Here is a 17,357-nt window from a genome sequence, read left to right as displayed (position 1 = left end):
GGCTCAGTTGCCGATGCCGGCCTGGGCGACGAGGACCGGTTTGTCGCGGTAATCGCTCGCAAACAGCTTCCGCAGGTTCTCGATCTTCGGCAGATCGTTGTAGACGATATAGGGATAGGTCGGGTTCTGGGTCAGGAAGTCCTGATGATAGGCCTCCGCCGGATAGAAGGCCTTGCCCGGTTCGATCGTCGTGGCGATTGCCGCATGGAAGACCTTGGCCTTGTTGAGCTGGTCGATATAGGCCTTGGCGACCTTGGCCTGTTCCTCGCTGGTCGGGAAGATCGTCGAGCGATATTGCGTGCCGACATCCGGTCCCTGGCGGTTGAGCTGGGTCGGGTCATGGGCGACCGAGAAATAGATCTGCAGCAGGTGCCCGTAGGTGACTTTCTTCGGATCGAAGGTCACTCGAACCGATTCCGCATGGCCCGTCTTGCCGTAGCCGACCGTCTCGTAGGCGGCGGTCTCCTTGGCGCCGCCGGCATAACCGGAGACGGCGTTCTTGACGCCCTCGACATGCTGGAACACGCCCTGAACGCCCCAGAAACAGCCGCCGGCGAAGATGGCGGTTTCTGTCGCGGCCGTGCTCGCCGCCTGATCGACGGCGGGCGCGGGGATGGCAATTCCTTCTTCGGCCGTAGCGCTGAATGTCAGGCCTGCGAGAACCAGCGCCGCGCCTGCGAAGGCGGTGAGCGGATGGGATAGTTTCCTGTTGTTTCTCATGGCGGTCTCCTCAACCGAATTGAAATGAAGGGCGGCGGGTCAGGCAGATGCCGGACTGAATTTCAGGACCGCCCCGTTCATGCAGTAGCGCAGGCCGGTCGGTTTCGGTCCGTCGTCGAAGACGTGGCCGAGATGCCCGCCGCAGCGGGCACAGTTGACGGCGACGCGGACCATGCCGAGCGTGGTGTCGCGCACCGTGCCCACCGCATTGTTGAGCGGTGCCCAGAAGCTCGGCCAGCCCGTGCCGCTCTCGAACTTCGTCTCCGACGAGAAAAGCGCCTGGTCGCAGCCGACGCAGGAGAACGTGCCCTTGCGGTGCTCGTTGAGAAGCGCGCTGCTGCCCGGATATTCAGTGCCTTCCTCGCGCAGGATATTGTACTGTTCAGGCGTCAGCAGCTTGCGCCATTCGTCCGCCGTGTGCGTCACGGGGAAACTGCCGGCTGCGGCATGCGTCGACCGGGCGCTCATCGCGAAAGGGACTGCGGCGAGCCCCAATGCGCTGCCGGCCAGGAATAGGCGTCTGTTCATCATGGTGGAAACCTCCCGGTCCATAATCTGCTTTCCTGCATGATTACGGAAGAGGCGTGCGATTGGTTACACACTTCGCCGCGAAACACCGAAACGTGATCTGGCGGCGAAGTCCGCTCCCGAACGCGGTGAAGGCCCCGAGCGGAAGCCAGGGCCTTCATGGGTCAGGATCAGCGCGCCGGCCATTTCCAGTTGCGGATTTCGGGCATGTCCTCGCCATGTTCGCGGACATAGCGCGTGTGTTCGTCAAGCTTGCCCTTCAACATCTCGATCACCCCGGCCGACTTTTCCTTCAGGCCGGGCACCCGCTCGATCACCTCGATGGCGAGGTGGAAGCGGTCGAGTTCGTTCAGCACCGTCATGTCGAAGGGCGTCGTTGTCGTGCCCTCCTCGATGAAGCCGCGCACGTGGATGTTCCGATGGTTGGTGCGTTTATAGGTCAGCCGGTGGATGAGGTAGGGATAACCGTGATAGGCGAAGATCACCGGACGGTCGGCGGTGAACAACCGGTCGAAGACCTCGTCCGGCAGGCCGTGCGGATGCTGGTCCTGCGATTGCAGGGCAAGCAGGTCGACGACGTTGACGACGCGGATCCTCAGGTCCGGTATCGCCTCGCGCAGCAGGGTCACGGCCGCCAGCGTCTCGAGCGTCGGCACGTCGCCGGCGCAGGCCATCACCACGTCGGGCTCGACGGCGCCGCCCTCGTTACTTGCCCAGTCCCAGATGCCGATGCCGGCTTCGCAATGGCGGATCGCCTCGTCCATCGTCAGCCATTGCGGCTCCGGCTGCTTGCCGGCGACGATGACGTTGATGCGGTCCCAGGTCTTCAGGCAATGATCGCCGATCCACAGCAGCGTATTGGCATCCGGCGGCAGGTAGATGCGCACGATATCCGCCTTCTTGTTGGCGACGAGGTCGACGAAGCCGGGATCCTGGTGGGAGAAGCCGTTATGATCCTGCCGCCAGACATGCGAGGTGAGCAGATAGTTGAGCGAGGAAACCGGTTTGCGCCACGGCAGTTCGCGGGAGACCTTCAGCCACTTGGCATGCTGGTTGAACATCGAATCGACGATGTGGATGAAGGCCTCGTAGCACGAGAAGAACCCGTGCCGGCCGGTGAGCAGGTAGCCTTCCAGCCAGCCCTGGCAAAGGTGCTCGGACAGAACTTCCATCACCCGCCCGTCGCGGGACAGATGCACGTCGTAGGGCTCGATCCTTTCCATCCAGACGCGGTCGGTGACCTCGAAGACATTGCCGAGCCGGTTCGACTCGGTCTCGTCCGGGCCGAAGATGCGGAAGTTGGAATTGATATCGTTGAGCTTCAGCACGTCGCGCAGATATCTGCCGAGTATCTCCGTCGTCTGGACCATGTCGGCACCCCGCGTCTTCACGGGGACCGCATAGTCGCGGATATCGGGGACGACGAGCTCCTTGCGGACGAGGCCGCCATTGGCATGCGGGTTGGCACCCATGCGGCGCTCCCCGCCAGGCGAAAGCGCCCGCAGCTCCTCCTTCAGCCGGCCGTTGGCGTCGAAGAGGTCTTCCGGATCGTAGCTCCGCATCCAGTCCTCGAGGATCCTGCGGTGGCCGTCGTCCTCGCGGCAGCCGGAGACAGGCACCTGGTGGGCGCGCCAGAAGTCCTCCACCTTTTTGCCGTCGACCTCCTTCGGCCCGGTCCAGCCTTTCGGACTGCGCAGCACGATCATCGGCCAGCGAGGCGAGCCTTCCGGTGCCTTGCCGGCCCGGGCGTCCCGCTGGATGGCGCGGATGCGGTCGAAGACCTTGTCCAGGGTGGCGGCCATCTGCCGGTGCATCGTGTCCGGCTCGTGGCCCTCGACGAAGAACGGCTCGTAACCGTAACCGTGGAAAAGATGGTCCACATCCTCGTCCGCCATGCGGCCCAGCAGCGTCGGGTTGGCGATCTTGTAGCCGTTGAGGTGCAGGATCGGCAGCACGGCGCCGTCGCGGGCGGGGTTCAGGAACTTGTTGGAATGCCAGCTCGCGGCAAGCGGTCCGGTCTCGGCCTCGCCATCGCCGACGACGCAGGCGACCACCAGGTCCGGGTTGTCGAAGGCCGCGCCATAGGCATGCACCAGCGCGTAGCCGAGTTCGCCGCCCTCATGCACGGAACCGGGCGTTTCCGGCGCCGCGTGGCTCGGAATGCCGCCGGGGAAGGAGAACTGCCGGAACAGTTTTCGCATGCCCGCCTCGTCCTCGCTGATGTCGGGATAGATCTCGCTATAGGTACCTTCGAGATAGGTGCTGGCCACCATGCCCGGCCCGCCATGGCCGGGCCCGCAGACGTAGATCATGCTGAGATCGCGGTTACGGATGATCCGGTTGAGATGCGCGTAGATGAAGTTGAGGCCGGGCGTCGTGCCCCAGTGGCCGAGCAGCCGCGGCTTGATATGCTCCGGCCTCAGCGGCTCCTTCAAAAGCGGATTGTCGAGAAGATAGATCTGCCCGACGGAAAGGTAATTGGCCGCCCGCCAGTAGCGGTCCAGGAGCACGATCTCCTTCGAGCTCATCTCCGGCGTTGCCGGCACATTCGGGTTTGATTGCATATTCCTGCTCCTTCGAGAGGGCGAGTTGATCGGAAACATCTGTCCTGAACTGAAAACGGGCTCCCCGACGCCGGTCGTCAGGCGGCGGGCCGGTCCTTCGCTTGAAGGACGGAAAGGCATTCCTCCGCGATCATCTGTTCTTCATCCGTCGGAATGACATGGACCGCGATGCGGCTCGCGTCGCTGCTGATCCTGAGCGCGTTCCTGTCATTGGCGGCCGCATCCAGCTCGACGCCCAGCCAGAGAAGCCGTTCCGCGATACGCTCCCGCATCAGCGGCTGGTTTTCCCCGATGCCGGCGGTGAAGACCAGCGCATCGAGGCCGCCGAGCGTGGATGCGAGCCTGCCGATCTCGCCGGCGATCCTGAGCGCGAAGAGATCGATCGCCTCCCTCGCCTGGTCGCGGCCGTCACTGACGAGTTCACGGATATCCCCGCTTATCCCCGAGACGCCGAGGAGGCCGGACTTGTGATAGAGCATGTCTTCCACCTCTTCGACTGATTTGCCGAGCGGGCCGAGGAAATGCAGCAGCACGCCGGGATCGAGCCATCCCGGCCTTGTGGCCATGGGAATACCGTCGAGCGTCGAGAAGCCCATGCTGGAATCGCGGCTGAGGCCGTTTTCGATGGCGCAGAGGCTGGCGCCGCTGCCGAGATGGGCGATGACCACCTTGCCGTCGGCGATATCGGGCGCCTTGGCGGCCAGCGCGCCGGCAACGTAGCGGTAGGAAAGTCCATGGAAGCCGTATCGCTTGATGCCCTCATCGTGAAAGGCGCGGGGAATGGCGAGACGCCGCACGAGATCGGATTGGGTCGCGTGGAAGGTGGTGTCGAACGAACCCGTCTGAAAAAGATGCGGCCGCAGGTGTCTGACGGCCCTGATCATCCGCAGCGCCTGGGGCTGGTGCAGCGGCGCCAGGTCCGTCAGCGACCGGACCTTGGCGAGCGTCTCGGTCGTCAGTTCCACCGGGCCGTCGAAGACATCGCCACCATGGACGATCCGGTGGCCGGCGGAGGTGACGGTATCGAGGTCGAAATGCGTGCCCAGTTCCCGGAACACTTCGTCCATCAGCTCGGCAAGATCGTCGCCGGCCTCGCCCGTCAGCGGCAGTTCGAACTGCTGCGGGCCTTCCTTCAGATGCAGCATCAGCGGATAGGTTCCGAAATCGACAACCGCCTTGCCGATCCGCTCCGGCCTGCCGCCGTCCACCTTGAATATGCCGATCTTTACAGTCGAGGAGCCGGCATTGAACGTCAGGAGAAGGTTGTCCGTCATAAAGGCATCCTTGCTTCAAGTCGTTTCGCGGCAGTCAGCCTCGCAAGGGCGGCGGATGCCGTTCGAACCTTGGCCGGGTCTGCGCGGCTTGTCAGTATGATAGGAACGCGGGCGCCGAGGACCAGCCCGGCCGCGTCCGCACCGGCAAAATAAATGAGCTGCTTGGCGAGCATGTTGCCGGCTTCGAGATCGGGAACCAAGAGGATATCCGCCTGTCCGGCGACCGGCGAGGCGATGCATTTCGCCTGCGCGGCCTCGATGCTGATCGCATTGTCGAAGGCGAGCGGACCATCGACGATAGCACCTTCGATCTGTCCGCGCGCCGCCATGACGGTGAGCGCCGCCGCATCCAGCGTCGAGGGCATCTTGCTGTTGACGGTCTCGACGGCGGCAAGCACCGCGACGAGAGGCTTCGCGATGCCGAGAAGATGCATCAGATCGACGGCGTTCTGGCAGATATCGCGTTTCTGATCGAGATCCGGCTGGATGTTGATCGCCGCATCGGTGACGACCAGCAGCTTGTCATAGGCCGGAACGTCCATGACGTAGACATGGCTCATGCGCCGCCCGGTCTTCAGTCTCGATGATGGCGCGACGACCGCGGAAAGCAGTTCGTCGCTGTGCAGGCTGCCTTTCATCAGGGCAGCGACCTTGGTCGTCGAGGCGAGTTCGACGCTGCGCTCGGCCGCCGCATGGCTGTGCTCGACGGGCTCGATGTCGATGCCGGCGAGCGACAATTCGGCGGCGTCCGCTATCGCCCGGATCTTGTGTTCCGGGCCGACGAGGATCGGATCGAGAAGGCCCTGTTCCTTGAGTTCGACGGCGGACCGCAGGGTTTCCGTCGAGCAGGGATGGACCACGGCCGTGCGCATGGCCGGCAGCGAGATCGCCTCGCGGATGATGGCCTCGTAGCGGCCGTGATGTCTGAGCGTCATCTCCACAGGATACCTTTCCTCGTCGTGCCGGTTTCGCCACCGCTTTTGGACCGCGCCCGCCGGCATCGCCTTGACGCAGCGCAATGCCCGGCAAGCCGTCATCAAGGATTTGTCTTTGCGAGACAGGCTGGTGGAAACGGCCCCATGGAGACGAGCGATGCCGCAGACAGCTGAACAGCCCACAGGCAACGACAACGAACTGAACGATCTTTTCCAGGAATTGCTGGCGCTGCGGCGGGATATCGCCACGCAGGCGGAGCCAAGCCTCAACGCCCTGACCGGCGGGGCCTTACTGGCGGAAGAACATCGGGTGGCGCTTGGAAATCTCTGCCACTACCTCTCGCTGCGGCGTCACGACCTGAGAGCCCTGCAGCGCCGGCTGATGTGGCGAGGGCTGTCGTCTCTCGGTCGGCTCGAAAGCCGCGTTCTGCCGACGATCGACGCGGTTCTCGCCTCGCTTGCCGCCATTCAGGCAAGTGCCCCGCCGTTTACGCCGCCATCCGAGGAGGAATTTTTCCGGGGGGAGGGCCTGCTGACGAGATCGACCGACGATCTGTTCGGCTCGCCGCCGGCCCGTCGCCGCGGCCGCATCATGGTGACCTTGCCGAGCGAGGCGGCGGACCAGCCGGATTTCATCCTCGATCTCGCAAAGCGCGGCATGGATATCGCCCGCATCAACTGCGCCCATGACGACGACAAGGCCTGGGCGGCGATGGCGAGACACGTGCGGGCGGCCGGCGAAACGCTGGGCCGGCGGCTGACGGTGCTGATGGACATAGCCGGGCCGAAGATCCGCACCGAGAATGTCGCCGGCGCGAAGAAGGCGAAACTGCAGGTCGGCGACCGCCTGCGCCTCGTCGCGGCGGGCGAGCCTTACCTCACCGATGACGTGCCCTTCTGCTCGGCCGTGTCACTCCCGGAGATCGTCACCCGCGTCGCTGTCGGTCACCGCATTCGCTATGACGACGGCAAGCTGGAGGGCGTGATCGAGAGCGTCGCCGAAGGCGAGGCGGTGGTGCGCGTCACCCATACCAAGACCGGCGGCGCGAAGCTGAAACCGGAAAAGGGCCTGAACCTTCCCGATACGGCGCTTGGCCTGTCGCCGCTGACGGCCAAGGATCATTCCGATCTCGCGACGATCATCGTCAATGCCGATATGCTCGGTTATTCCTTCGTCAGCCGGCCGGACGATATCGACCTTCTCGAAGAGGCGCTTGGTGCTTTCCCGCCGCGCGAGCGTCCGCTTGGCCTGATCGCCAAGATCGAGCAGCCGCAGGCGGTCACCAACCTGCCGGCGCTGATCGCGCGGGCGCGCTGCCGCAACCGGCCGTTCGGCGTGATGATCGCCCGCGGCGATCTCGCCGCCGAGATCGGCTTTGAACGCGTCGCGGAAATGCAGGAGGAGCTGTTGTGGATCTGCGAGGCGGCGGCGGTGCCGACTGTCTGGGCGACGCAGGTTCTGGAGGACCTCGTCAAGGACGGGTTGCCGTCGCGCGGCGAAATGACCGACGCGGCGATGGCGGCACGCGCCGAATGCGTGATGCTGAACAAGGGACCGGCGGTCGGCGAGGCGGTGATGCTTCTCGACAGCCTGCTCGCGCGGATGGACGGCCATATCTTCAAGAAGACGCCGACGCTCCGGGCACTGAAATCCTGGCCGGGCACCGCATAGGCCGCAACCTGCGTCGTACTCGCCCGTTGACCGATATCAAGGCCCGACAGGCCGTTGAATGGCCTCTTGGTCAGATGAGGCGGCAGAGCGGGGAGGCGGGATATGACGGTTGAGGATCAAGGCGGCACGATCGCCTTTCTGGCGAGCCCGGCATCCTACGGGTTTGCCGGTCCGGTGGAACGGATGGAGACGCATATCTCCATGATCTTTCTCGTCGGCGACCGGGTCTACAAGCTGAAGAAGTCGCTGAAGCTACCCTATGTCGATTTCTCGACGGCAGCGATCCGCGAGGATGCCTGCCGCAAGGAAGTCGCGCTGAACGGTGAGACCGCGCCGGGGCTCTATATCGGCGTGCGGCGCATCACCCGCGCGGATACGGGTGTATTGGAGTTCGATGGCGACGGACCGCTCGTCGATGCCGTCGTCGAGATGGGCCGCTTCGAACAGGGGCAGCTCTTCGATCGCATGGCGGTGGCAGGCCGCCTGACGCCGGACCTGATGACGCAGACCGCCCGGATGATCGCCTTCTATCATCGCCGGGCACCCGTGGTCTCCAAGGGAGGCGGGGCGGCCAACATAAAGGTGGTCCTCGACATCAACGAGGCGGGGTTTGCGACCAGCCATGTGTTTGCCGCTGCGGAGCTGGCGAAGCTCGGCGAAGCCTTCCGGTCCCGGCTCGCGCGGCATGCCGGGCTTCTTGACCGGCGCGCAGCGGCCGGCAAGGTCCGCCGCTGCCACGGCGATCTTCACCTGCGCAATATCTGCCTCTTGGGCGGCAAGCCATGCCTGTTCGATTGCATCGAGTTCAATCTCGGCATCGCCACGGTCGATGTCCTTTATGACCTCGCTTTTCTGCTGATGGATCTCTGGCACCGGGGTTTTCCCGATCTCGCCAATCTCGCGATGAACCGGTATCTCGACGAGACCGATGACGAGGACGGGTTCTGCCTCCTGCCGTTCCTGATGGCGATCCGGGCGGCGGTCCGTGCGCATGTGACGGCCACGCAGGCCGAAGAACCCGGTCAGGATGCCCTCGGGCTGGCGCGGGAGGCGAGGTCTTATTTCGATCTCGCCGCGAGCCTCCTGGCAGACGCGCCACCGCGCCTGATCGCGATCGGCGGCCTCAGCGGTTCCGGCAAGACCACGGTCGCGGATCGTCTGGCCGCCAGGGTCGGCGCGCCTCCGGGGGCGAGGATCGTCGAAAGCGACCGGATCCGAAAAGCTCTCCATGGCGTTTCCGCCGAGACGAGACTTCCGGTCTCGGCCTATCAACCCGACGTTTCGAAGAAGGTCTATCGGGAGATGGCGCGGCATGCCGAGCTGATCCTCGCAGAGGGCGGTTCAGTCGTCGCCGACGCGGTTTTCGATGATCCGTCCAACCGGCGCCTCATCGAGACTGCCGCCGCCGGGACAGGGGCAGGCTTTCAGGGCGTCTGGCTCGAAGCCGATCCCGAACTGCTCCGGCAGCGGGTTCGCGAAAGGGCCGGAGGCCCGTCGGATGCCACCACGGACGTGCTGTCCGGCCAGCTGGCCCGCAAGCCGACGGATATAACCTGGCGGCATCTCGACGCGTCGAAGGCGCCCGATGCGGTCGCTGCCGCCATCCTGCAGGATTGAGTTTCGGCGCCGGGCGCACGCCGCCCGACGCCGGCGACGATCAGGATGCGGACGAGAAGTCCAGCACCATGCGCCCGTCGATCCTGCCATCCTTGAGGCGGGCGAAGATATCGTTGATATCTTCGAGCGGCGCCTTGTGGATTTCCGCCTTGACCTTGCCTTCCGCGGCAAAGGCGATTGCCTCGTCGAGATCGCGCCTTGTCCCGACGATCGAGCCGCGAACGGTGATGCGTTTCAGCACGACGTCGAAGATCGGCGTCGGGAACTCGCCGGGCGGCAGGCCGACCAGGCTGACCGTTCCCTTGCGCCTCGCCATGCGGAGTGCCTGGGAAAAGGCGGGCGGCGAGACGGCTGTCACCAGAACGCCGTGAGCGCCGCCGCCGGTCGCACTTAGGACCTCTTCGACAGCGGTAAGCCGGCGGGCATCCACCATCAGGTCGGCGCCCAGGCTGCGGGCAAGGTCCAGCTTCTCCGCACTGACGTCGATCGCCGCCACATGCAGGCCCATCGCCTTGGCATATTGGATCGCCACATGGCCGAGCCCGCCGATGCCCGAGATTGCCACCCACTCGCCGGGCCGCGCCTCGGTTTCCTTGAGCCCCTTGTAGGTGGTGACGCCGGCGCAGAGGATCGGCGAGATCGCCGCGAAATCGACGTCCTGCGGCAGCCTCGCGGCGAAGGCGGCCGAAGCGATGACATATTCGGCAAAGCCGCCATTGCAGCTATAGCCGGTATTGTGCTGGTGCTCGCAAAGCGTTTCCCAGCCGGTCTCGCAATATTCGCAGCTAAGGCAGGCATCGTGCAGCCAGGCCACGCCCACCGCATCGCCTTCCTTCAATCCGGTCACGCCCGGGCCGAGTTCGACGACGATGCCGGCGGCCTCGTGCCCCGGAATGAAAGGCGGGTTGGGCTTGACCGGCCAGTCGCCATCGGCCGCATGGAGGTCGGTGTGGCAGACGCCGCAGGCCATGACCTTCACGAGAATTTCGCCGGGCCCCGGCACGGGTACCGGGACGCACTCGATCGCAAGCGGTTTGCCGAATTGATGCACGACGGCGGCTTTCATCGTTCTGGCCATATTCGTCTCCTTGTTGTGGGAAGCATGAATGCCGCAACGATTATCCCGAACCCGGGCCGCCTCATTGACCCAGCGCAAGCGAAGGTGACGGTTCGGCCTGCGCCCCATTGACGCGCGTCAATGTCCATGGCGCCGAGGGTGTTAGGAAATGGGGTTTAGGGAGCCGGCCTGCGCGATCTGCACAGGTCTCTTGGAGCGAGGATATGGAGATGGATTACGATGTGGGCGTCCTCAACGCCGCGGATGTCTACCGCGCTTTCGCGGTTGTCCAGCTGATCGTGTCGCGCCTGGATCTGGAGACGTGGAAACGGCTGACCGCTTCGGCCTCGTCGCGCCGCAACTGGCTGACGGTGAGGGATGCGCAAGGATATATTCGCGGCCTCTGCCACGTCTTCACCCGCGAGCATCCGGTCCACGGACGCCAGCTCGAAATCCCGATCTTTGCGTCCGTCGGTTTCCTCGACGACCTAGATGTTGCGCGGCGTCTTTTCGAGTTCGCCAAGCTGCGCGCCAAACTGGACGGCTGTGAAAAGGTCCATTTCTGGTCCTCGGCGTCGAAGGATTGGGACAGCTTCGATACGCTCAGGACCCTGGAGCGTTGGGACGACGGCCTCGTTTATGATCTGAGCACCGACCGCGCCACCATTCATTGATTGCGCCGCGTTCCGGGGCGGCCGCCCGGGAAACAAGTTCGGTCTCCATCCGGATCAGCGCAGGTCGGCAGCCGTCAGCGTGTAGGTGGTTCCCCGATTGGGATGATAAGCCTTGATTGCCGCATCCTGGATGCTTGATCTGGCCGCGTCGAAGGCCCTGAGATAATCGGCCTCCGACATCCCAGCCGCCATGGTGTCGGAGAGCGCTTTGGCCTCCACGAAGAACCTGACCTCGAACATGCCGTCGTAACCCATGAAACGAACGACCTTGCGCGTTTCGTCGAAACTGCGGCTTCTGTTCGGAAATGTCAGGGTCATGACGGTTTCATCCGAAATGGAACGCCTTTCTCTTGGAGCCGGCGTTCCGGTTGCCGATGGATGCGTTGCCAGCTTCGCGATCCGGGTCAGAACAGATCGCGAAGCAGGATGTAGAGAATGAACGTCATGGATATCAGCGGCACTGCCATGCGTAACAGATATCCGTAGCCTGCCCGATGTAACTGCGGGCCTGTCTGGGAAGAAGGTTGGATTCGCCTGATGGAAGACATGTCGTCCTCCTCGTTGGGGCCAGGGCTCGCGCCCTTGATCGCAGCGCCCGTTCTGAATCTGCTACCTGCATTCAATGTGGGGCGAAGCCGGACAAAGGCAAGAGGAGCGCTCTCATGTCCTCAGGATACGAGAGGTCTGCCGCAGCCGCATTTGATGTGATCCGGCTGCTGCATGTCGAACGGCATGGCCGTTTGCCGGTTATTTGTTCTTCAGGAGCCACATCTTGCCGGCCATGGTGATCCCATGCGCCGATTCCTCCACCGAGACCTCCTCGTTGAGGGTGCGCAGAAGACCGTATTCCCTGAGTTCGTTCAACGTCGTCGTCGTCAGGAACTTGATCTTCTGCGGGCGTTCCTTGAACCGGTCGTTGCGCGCGTAGGTCACGACCGCATTCAGATGCGTCCACTTCTTGGCTTCCTGCGGAAACAGGTCACCATCCTTGGCGAGCTTGAGCCCCCTGATCTGGGTCGGCGTCAGCTCGACCGCCAACGCATGCGCCGCAGTCGGGGTGGTTGCAGTCTTGATATTCTCGGTCGTGTTCAATGGTCAGTCCTTGATCGGTCGGGAGGTAGTTGTGCATTCGGCGCACAGGCGAGTTCGAAGAACAAAGGCCCGTGGAGCCGAAGCCAAACGGCACGAGCATGTGGCGTGCCGAAGCGGGATGTGCCTGCACGTTCTCAGGCACAGGCTTCAAGATTCAGCGCTGGCGGGCCTTGCGGGCAGCGTAGCGACGGTCGCGCTCCGCCTTGCGGGCGGCTTCATCGGCTATAACCCGGGCAATCCGTTCGTCCGCTTCTGCCTGCCGGGCCTCGGCCTCGGCCTTCTCATGGGCTTCCGCGGCTGCAGCCCTCGCGGCCGCTTCCTGCAACACGCGCTCGTTCTCGGCAGCCTTCAGGGCTTCGCGCTCGGCGCGGCGGGCTTCTCTCGCGGCGGCAACGGCCTCGCGCTCGGCGCGCCGTTCCTGCATGGCGGGGTCATTCGGTTTAGGGGCGGACGCGAACTTCGCCAAAAGCTCTTTCTTGGCAGCCGCCGCGTTTTTACGGCGGTCGGCAAAGCTGTTGTCGCTCGGGTGTCTCAAAGTATCTTCCTTGTCAGATCTGGAATGTTGCGGTTGAAAACGAATATCGCGCAAGACGGGAGGTCATGCAAATATTCGCGTCAGCCAATTGCCTCAACGGAAAAAGGCCAGACATCGGTCTGGCCTTCGCATATCTTTTACCGCCACGCCAGTACATCCGTGGTCATGGGAGGTTAAAGTTTTAGGCAGCCTGGAGCTGGCCTGCGGACATTTTGCCCGACTTGCGGTCACGCTCGAGTTCAAATGCGAGCTTCTGGCCTTCGACGATCGAGCCCATGCCGGCGCGTTCGACGGCAGAGATGTGAACGAAGACGTCGGCGCTGCCGTCGTCAGGCTGAATGAAGCCGAAGCCTTTGGTGGCGTTGAACCATTTAACTGTGCCAGTGGCCATAACGAACCCTTTCTTAGCAACATTGATAAACCACCGGGCGACGCACGGCGGGTGTTTCGACTTTTGAGAGGGAAAGTTCGTCAAGAAGCGCAAGGCGCAGCAGTAACAAAGATCGGCAAACAAAGTATCGATGCGCTTTACCTAATCCACCGCGACCGAACTGTCAACTTCCTGTTTCTGAAATTGCTGAATATACTATTCCTGATTGTGAAGCTGCGCCGCAAAAGGATATCTGCGGTACCTACGGTCCTGTCGCAGAAACCAGGGGTACCGGGGGTCTTGAGATTTAGGCCGACGCCGTCACTTCTTCGGTAGTCACCTCGAAATAAGACAGGATTGCCGGGCCGAAGGCGGTCGAAAGAGCCACGTCCGTTGCATCCCGCCCCGTCGCCATCAGGATGCGGCCGATCCGGGGTGTATTGTGGCGGGCATCGACCGTATTCCAGCGGCCGCCGAGATAAACCTGGAACCAGGCGCTGAAATCCATCGGGTTCGGATCCTTCGGAACACCGATATCGCCAAGATAGCCGGTACAATAACGCGCCGGGATGTTCATGCAGCGGCACAGCGTGATGGCGAGATGCGCAAAATCCCGGCAAACCCCGGTGCGATCGGTATATCCCCCAAACGCCGTCCTCAGCGGGTCCGCGTTCTGGTAATTGAAGGCGATGCGCTTGTGGACGAAGTCGAGGATCGCCTGCACCCGCGGCCAGCCGACAGGGGCGGAGGAAAATGTCTTCCAGGCGAAATCCGCAAGGCGGTCGGTATCGCAGTAGCGGCTGCCCAGCAGGAAGACCAGCACGTCGTCGGGCAGGTCCTTGATGTCGTGCTGGAAGGCATCTTGCGGCACCGGATCGGGCAGACCGTCGTCATAGATCTCGAACTCGGTGGAAATCGTCGTTAGACCCGGCGGCGCGACGATGCGGCTGCAGGCGTTTCCGAAACTGTCGAGATAACCGCGGGCGTCGATAGGCCGGTCGAAGCTCAGCACCTGTTCGCTCAGCAAGTCCGCCCGACGCGTGGGATGGATATTGAGGACCAGCAGCATGGCCGTATCGTGCTGGCATTCATAAACCAGGCGAAACCCCGCGCGTATCTTCATGATCGTATCCCTGCGAAGGACCTCTTCCCGAATTGGCGGCTCAGCGGCAACGCTTGAATAACGCCTGTGTTCCGGTCACCCGTGGAGTTTCACGCTATGGTCGTCGGTGGTCACGTTGACCTGCACGGACATGCTGTCGAAATCGGACTCGGCGCCATCGTAGCTCCCCGATAGCGGGATTGCCTGCCGGGGATCGCGAGCGACGCCGACGCGGATCAGGTCGCGGTTGCCGACGATGCCGTTGGTGGGATCGAACTCGACCCAGCCGGCACCGGGAAGATAGATCTGGCACCAGGCATGGGTCGATCCACCGCCGAGCGTTATCGATCCGTCGCGATCGGGCACATAGATGTAGCCGGTGACGAAACGCGCCGCCAGGCCGAGCGCCCGCGCCGCCTCCATCATCAGAAGTGCGAAATCGCGGCAGGTGCCGCGGCGCAGCTGCAGGGTCTCGAGCGGCGGCTGCGTCCCGTGTTCCAGACGCCGGCCGTAGATGAAGCTCTCATGGATGGCAAAGCACATTGTCATCAGGAGATGGCCGGTTTCGGTCGGGTGGCCGATCTTGACGAATTGCCGCGCCCATTTGCCGAGCCGATCCTCGGGATCGGGATAGTGGCGCTGGATGGTGCGCTCCAGATCGAAGGCTTCTTCCGGATCGTATGTGAAAGGATAGGTGAGGGCCTCGTCGTCGATCTGGAAATCCATCGCCACCTGCGGCGTGTGGTCGAGGCGGATGATCGTTTCGAACCGGAGTTCGGACGAGGCTTTCGAGATCTCCACGAGCGCGACGCAATTGCCGAAGACATCGTGGATCCACCGGACATGGTCCGGTTTCGGATGGACATCGAGCCGGGAGCTCAGCAAGGTCTGGTCAAAGCTGTCACGCGGCCTGAACATCAGCCTGTGTTCGCCGAACTCCACCGGCCTTTTATACCGGTAGGAGGTGACATGCCGGACGGAAAATATCGTCATCCCATCACCCCAGAAGTATCATGGCCGGCACGCGCCGGCGCGGGGGCTTTTATCGGACCCTGCATGGATCAGCGTCTTGGCGGGCACCGCGCGAAGACGACAGGAAAAACCGGCATTGCGGAAGGATCTCCGCACCGTCGGATTGCAGCTCTGCCTGTATGCCGGGAAGGCATTGATCCGCGCCGGAGGCGCCCCGATATGGCACCTCCGGCGCGAAGAGCCGTTATTTCGGCTTCTTGCCGGAGGTGGGGCCGCTGCCGGCGAGCTTGACCTGCGCGCCCGCTGGCGCTGCCGTCACCGCTGCGGCCTTGTCTTTTTTCGGTTTGCGAACTTCGCGATTACTTCGTACCTGGCCTTTAGCCATTTTGTCCTCCTGAGCGGCGATGGAAAGTCGAGAAGCGAACTCTTGTACGGCCGAAAGGCATGCAAAGCGTGAAATGGCCGATTTGCGAAATCCCGCCTTTGTCGGCCGAAACCTCAAAGCTGCGGTGCTGCAGTATCTCTGTATGTGCTCAACGAGGCCGATATTGCGGCCCCGAAGCTGTTTTCGGGACGATCGCCAAAACGGGCAAGCAAAATCGCGGCCCCCGTTCCGCCGGCTCGGCCGCTGACAAGCATGCCGCCCGGCTGCGTACGCTCCCTGAACGCGTGAAGCTCGATATTTTCCCGATATCCCGGGCCGCTGACACGGACCAGATTGCGGGAGATGGTCTGTGAGAAGTCGGAAGACATGACGTCCTCCTTTCATTGGAGCCAGGGTGTAAAATTCCTGAAGCGGCAACGCCCTTTACATGGTTACCGAACCACCATCATGCGCCCGAGTTGCGCCAAACGCAACTGCTCCGGGTGTCTCGGAAGCCACAATCGTGACCTGGGTCGCCGGGCTATATCTTCTTCGGAGCAAGCGGCTTTTTCGCCGGCTTCTGGGGATGGCCCGGCGCGATCGGATCGCTGGCGGGAAAAGTCTCTTCGAGCGACTCTTCCAGATAATCGTCCTGCTCCTTGGCGACGTCCTTGGGTGTCGCGGGCGCAGGTGTCTTGTTTGCTTTTCCCATTTCGAACTCCCTCATCGTATCCCGACAATCCTACTCCCGTTTAACCGACGGCAGAAGCCGCGTTATCGCAGGGACCTGCGGAAGCCGCGCAGCGAGAACGCGAAGAAGGCAGTCGCGATGACCAACAGCCAGGCGAATTGCGGCCAGACGACCGAGAACCCGGCGCCGCGATAAAGGATCGCCTGGGCGAGCAGGATGAAATGCGTGTTGGGCGCGGCGAGCATGATCGTCTGGATCACTTCCGGCATGCTTTCACGCGGGGTCGTCGCGCCCGAAAGGATCTGCAGCGGCAGGAGAACCAGCATCAGCAACAGGCCGAACTGCGGCATGGAGCCCGCAAGCGTGGCAAGCGCAATCCCCATGGCTGTGGCCGCCAGGAGATGCAGCGCCGCCCCCGCCATGAACAGCGAGATCGATCCTTCGATCGGAACCTTCAGCAATCCCTGCACCACGAAGATCAGCGAGAGCAGGGTGGCGGCGAACACCACCAGCCCCATCGACCACACTTTCGCGGCCATGATTTCGAACGGCGTCAGCGGCATCACCAGCAGGTGTTCCACCGTTCCGTGCTCCCGCTCGCGGATCAGCGCGGTGCCGGTCAGGATGATCGCCAGCATGGTGACGTTGTTGATGACGTTCATCACCGATGCGAACCACATCTGGTTGAGTTCGGGATTGAACCGCGCACGCAATGCGAGGTCCACCGTCGGCGCGCGGCTGTCTTCGGCGGAGAAGCCCGAGACCTCGGTCGAGACGATATTCTGCACGTAGCCGGATCCGGAAAACGCCTGGGTCATGCGGGTCGCATCGACGTTGAGCTGGACGACCGGCGTCTTGCCGGCGATCAGGTCGCTCTGGAAGTTCGGCGGAATATCGAGCGCGAACGTATCGGTGCCGGCATCCATGCGGGCATCCATCTCATCCGCGGTGATCATCGCCGGCGGCTTGAAATAGGGGCGGAGGAAGGAGTCGGCGATCCGCCGCGAAAGCGGCGAACTGTCCTCGTCGACGATCGCGATCGGCGCGTTGTTCAATGTTTCGGGAACGGCTTTTGCTTCCGTATAAACGGCGATCGTGAAGGAATAGGCGATCAGCCCGAGCAATATCGGGTCGCGCATCAGGCCGCGCAGTTCCTTGATCCCGAGATGGAAGATGTTGGCGAGCCGCAT

19 protein-coding genes are annotated in these 17,357 nt (G+C 63.0%); 3 read left to right on the top strand and 16 right to left on the bottom strand.

The features are described 5' to 3' along the window. Positions 1-3 precede the first annotated feature (3 nt). From msrA to J2X76_RS04345, 5 genes are all read right to left on the bottom strand, one after another. Entirely contained in the window at positions 4-720 is a 717-nt protein-coding gene (msrA, locus tag J2X76_RS04365; protein ID WP_310213620.1) for a peptide-methionine (S)-S-oxide reductase MsrA, read from the bottom strand. 39 nt (positions 721-759) lie between these two features. Continuing rightward, the gene (gene msrB, locus J2X76_RS04360) at positions 760-1,251 is read right to left on the bottom strand and encodes a peptide-methionine (R)-S-oxide reductase MsrB (RefSeq protein WP_310213617.1); all 492 of its coding nucleotides are present in this window, start codon (positions 1,249-1,251) and stop codon (positions 760-762) included. Positions 1,252-1,418: 167 nt separating this feature from the next. Next, the gene (locus J2X76_RS04355) at positions 1,419-3,812 is read right to left on the bottom strand and encodes a phosphoketolase family protein (protein WP_310213615.1); all 2,394 of its coding nucleotides are present in this window, start codon (positions 3,810-3,812) and stop codon (positions 1,419-1,421) included. Positions 3,813-3,889: 77 nt separating this feature from the next. Further along, a complete protein-coding gene (locus J2X76_RS04350; protein ID WP_310213613.1) occupies positions 3,890-5,086 on the bottom strand; it encodes an acetate/propionate family kinase in 1,197 nt (398 codons plus the stop codon). Beyond that, positions 5,083-6,021 (bottom strand): bifunctional enoyl-CoA hydratase/phosphate acetyltransferase, encoded by a 939-nt coding sequence (locus J2X76_RS04345; RefSeq protein ID WP_405029975.1) that lies wholly within the window; start codon positions 6,019-6,021, stop codon positions 5,083-5,085. The genes J2X76_RS04350 and J2X76_RS04345 overlap by 4 nt, the downstream gene beginning before the upstream one ends. A gap of 157 nt (positions 6,022-6,178) precedes the next feature. Here J2X76_RS04345 and J2X76_RS04340 point away from each other — a divergent pair, with 157 nt between their 5' ends. Together J2X76_RS04340 and J2X76_RS04335 are read left to right on the top strand one after the other, a co-directional pair. After that, a complete protein-coding gene (locus tag J2X76_RS04340; RefSeq protein ID WP_310213610.1) occupies positions 6,179-7,693 on the top strand; it encodes a pyruvate kinase in 1,515 nt (504 codons plus the stop codon). 102 nt (positions 7,694-7,795) lie between these two features. Further along, positions 7,796-9,310, top strand: coding sequence for an AAA family ATPase (locus J2X76_RS04335; RefSeq protein WP_310213608.1), 1,515 nt, complete (start codon positions 7,796-7,798; stop codon positions 9,308-9,310). A gap of 40 nt (positions 9,311-9,350) precedes the next feature. Here the strand turns inward: J2X76_RS04335 and adhP are convergent, their stop codons facing one another. Continuing rightward, on the bottom strand, positions 9,351-10,388 hold the full coding sequence (gene adhP, locus J2X76_RS04330) for an alcohol dehydrogenase AdhP (protein WP_310213605.1): 1,038 nt from the start codon (positions 10,386-10,388) through the stop codon (positions 9,351-9,353). 209 nt (positions 10,389-10,597) lie between these two features. Between adhP and J2X76_RS04325 the strand changes: the two genes are divergently transcribed. After that, the gene (locus J2X76_RS04325; RefSeq protein WP_310213603.1) at positions 10,598-11,041 is read left to right on the top strand and encodes a hypothetical protein; all 444 of its coding nucleotides are present in this window, start codon (positions 10,598-10,600) and stop codon (positions 11,039-11,041) included. A 54-nt stretch (positions 11,042-11,095) separates the two neighbouring features. On the opposite strand, the gene J2X76_RS04320 is transcribed toward J2X76_RS04325, so the two are convergent. From J2X76_RS04320 to J2X76_RS04275, 10 genes are all read right to left on the bottom strand, one after another. Beyond that, positions 11,096-11,359, bottom strand: coding sequence for a DUF1488 domain-containing protein (locus tag J2X76_RS04320; RefSeq protein ID WP_113129779.1), 264 nt, complete (start codon positions 11,357-11,359; stop codon positions 11,096-11,098). Between the two features lie 429 nt (positions 11,360-11,788). Continuing rightward, positions 11,789-12,133, bottom strand: coding sequence for a hypothetical protein (locus J2X76_RS04315; RefSeq protein WP_310213598.1), 345 nt, complete (start codon positions 12,131-12,133; stop codon positions 11,789-11,791). Positions 12,134-12,287: 154 nt separating this feature from the next. Then, positions 12,288-12,668 (bottom strand): DUF6481 family protein, encoded by a 381-nt coding sequence (locus tag J2X76_RS04310; RefSeq protein ID WP_310213595.1) that lies wholly within the window; start codon positions 12,666-12,668, stop codon positions 12,288-12,290. A gap of 181 nt (positions 12,669-12,849) precedes the next feature. Continuing rightward, positions 12,850-13,059, bottom strand: coding sequence for a cold-shock protein (locus J2X76_RS04305; RefSeq protein WP_113129780.1), 210 nt, complete (start codon positions 13,057-13,059; stop codon positions 12,850-12,852). A gap of 286 nt (positions 13,060-13,345) precedes the next feature. Then, complete coding sequence (locus J2X76_RS04300) at positions 13,346-14,161, bottom strand: transglutaminase family protein (RefSeq protein WP_310213590.1); 816 nt, start codon at positions 14,159-14,161, stop codon at positions 13,346-13,348. Between the two features lie 75 nt (positions 14,162-14,236). After that, positions 14,237-15,133: a transglutaminase family protein gene (locus J2X76_RS04295; protein ID WP_113283997.1), complete on the bottom strand. Its 897-nt coding sequence runs from the start codon at positions 15,131-15,133 to the stop codon at positions 14,237-14,239. A gap of 223 nt (positions 15,134-15,356) precedes the next feature. After that, positions 15,357-15,497, bottom strand: a complete 141-nt coding sequence (locus J2X76_RS04290; RefSeq protein WP_310213588.1) for a hypothetical protein — start codon at positions 15,495-15,497, stop codon at positions 15,357-15,359. A 113-nt stretch (positions 15,498-15,610) separates the two neighbouring features. Then, entirely contained in the window at positions 15,611-15,865 is a 255-nt protein-coding gene (locus J2X76_RS04285) for a hypothetical protein (protein ID WP_113129783.1), read from the bottom strand. A 152-nt stretch (positions 15,866-16,017) separates the two neighbouring features. Further along, on the bottom strand, positions 16,018-16,188 hold the full coding sequence (locus tag J2X76_RS04280; protein WP_310213584.1) for a hypothetical protein: 171 nt from the start codon (positions 16,186-16,188) through the stop codon (positions 16,018-16,020). A 62-nt stretch (positions 16,189-16,250) separates the two neighbouring features. Beyond that, complete coding sequence (locus J2X76_RS04275; protein WP_113283995.1) at positions 16,251-17,357, bottom strand: ABC transporter permease; 1,107 nt, start codon at positions 17,355-17,357, stop codon at positions 16,251-16,253.

This window comes from Neorhizobium sp. 2083 (assembly GCF_031455615.1).
Lineage (GTDB): Bacteria > Pseudomonadota > Alphaproteobacteria > Rhizobiales > Rhizobiaceae > Neorhizobium.
This window is presented reverse-complemented; position numbering and strand designations above follow the sequence as displayed.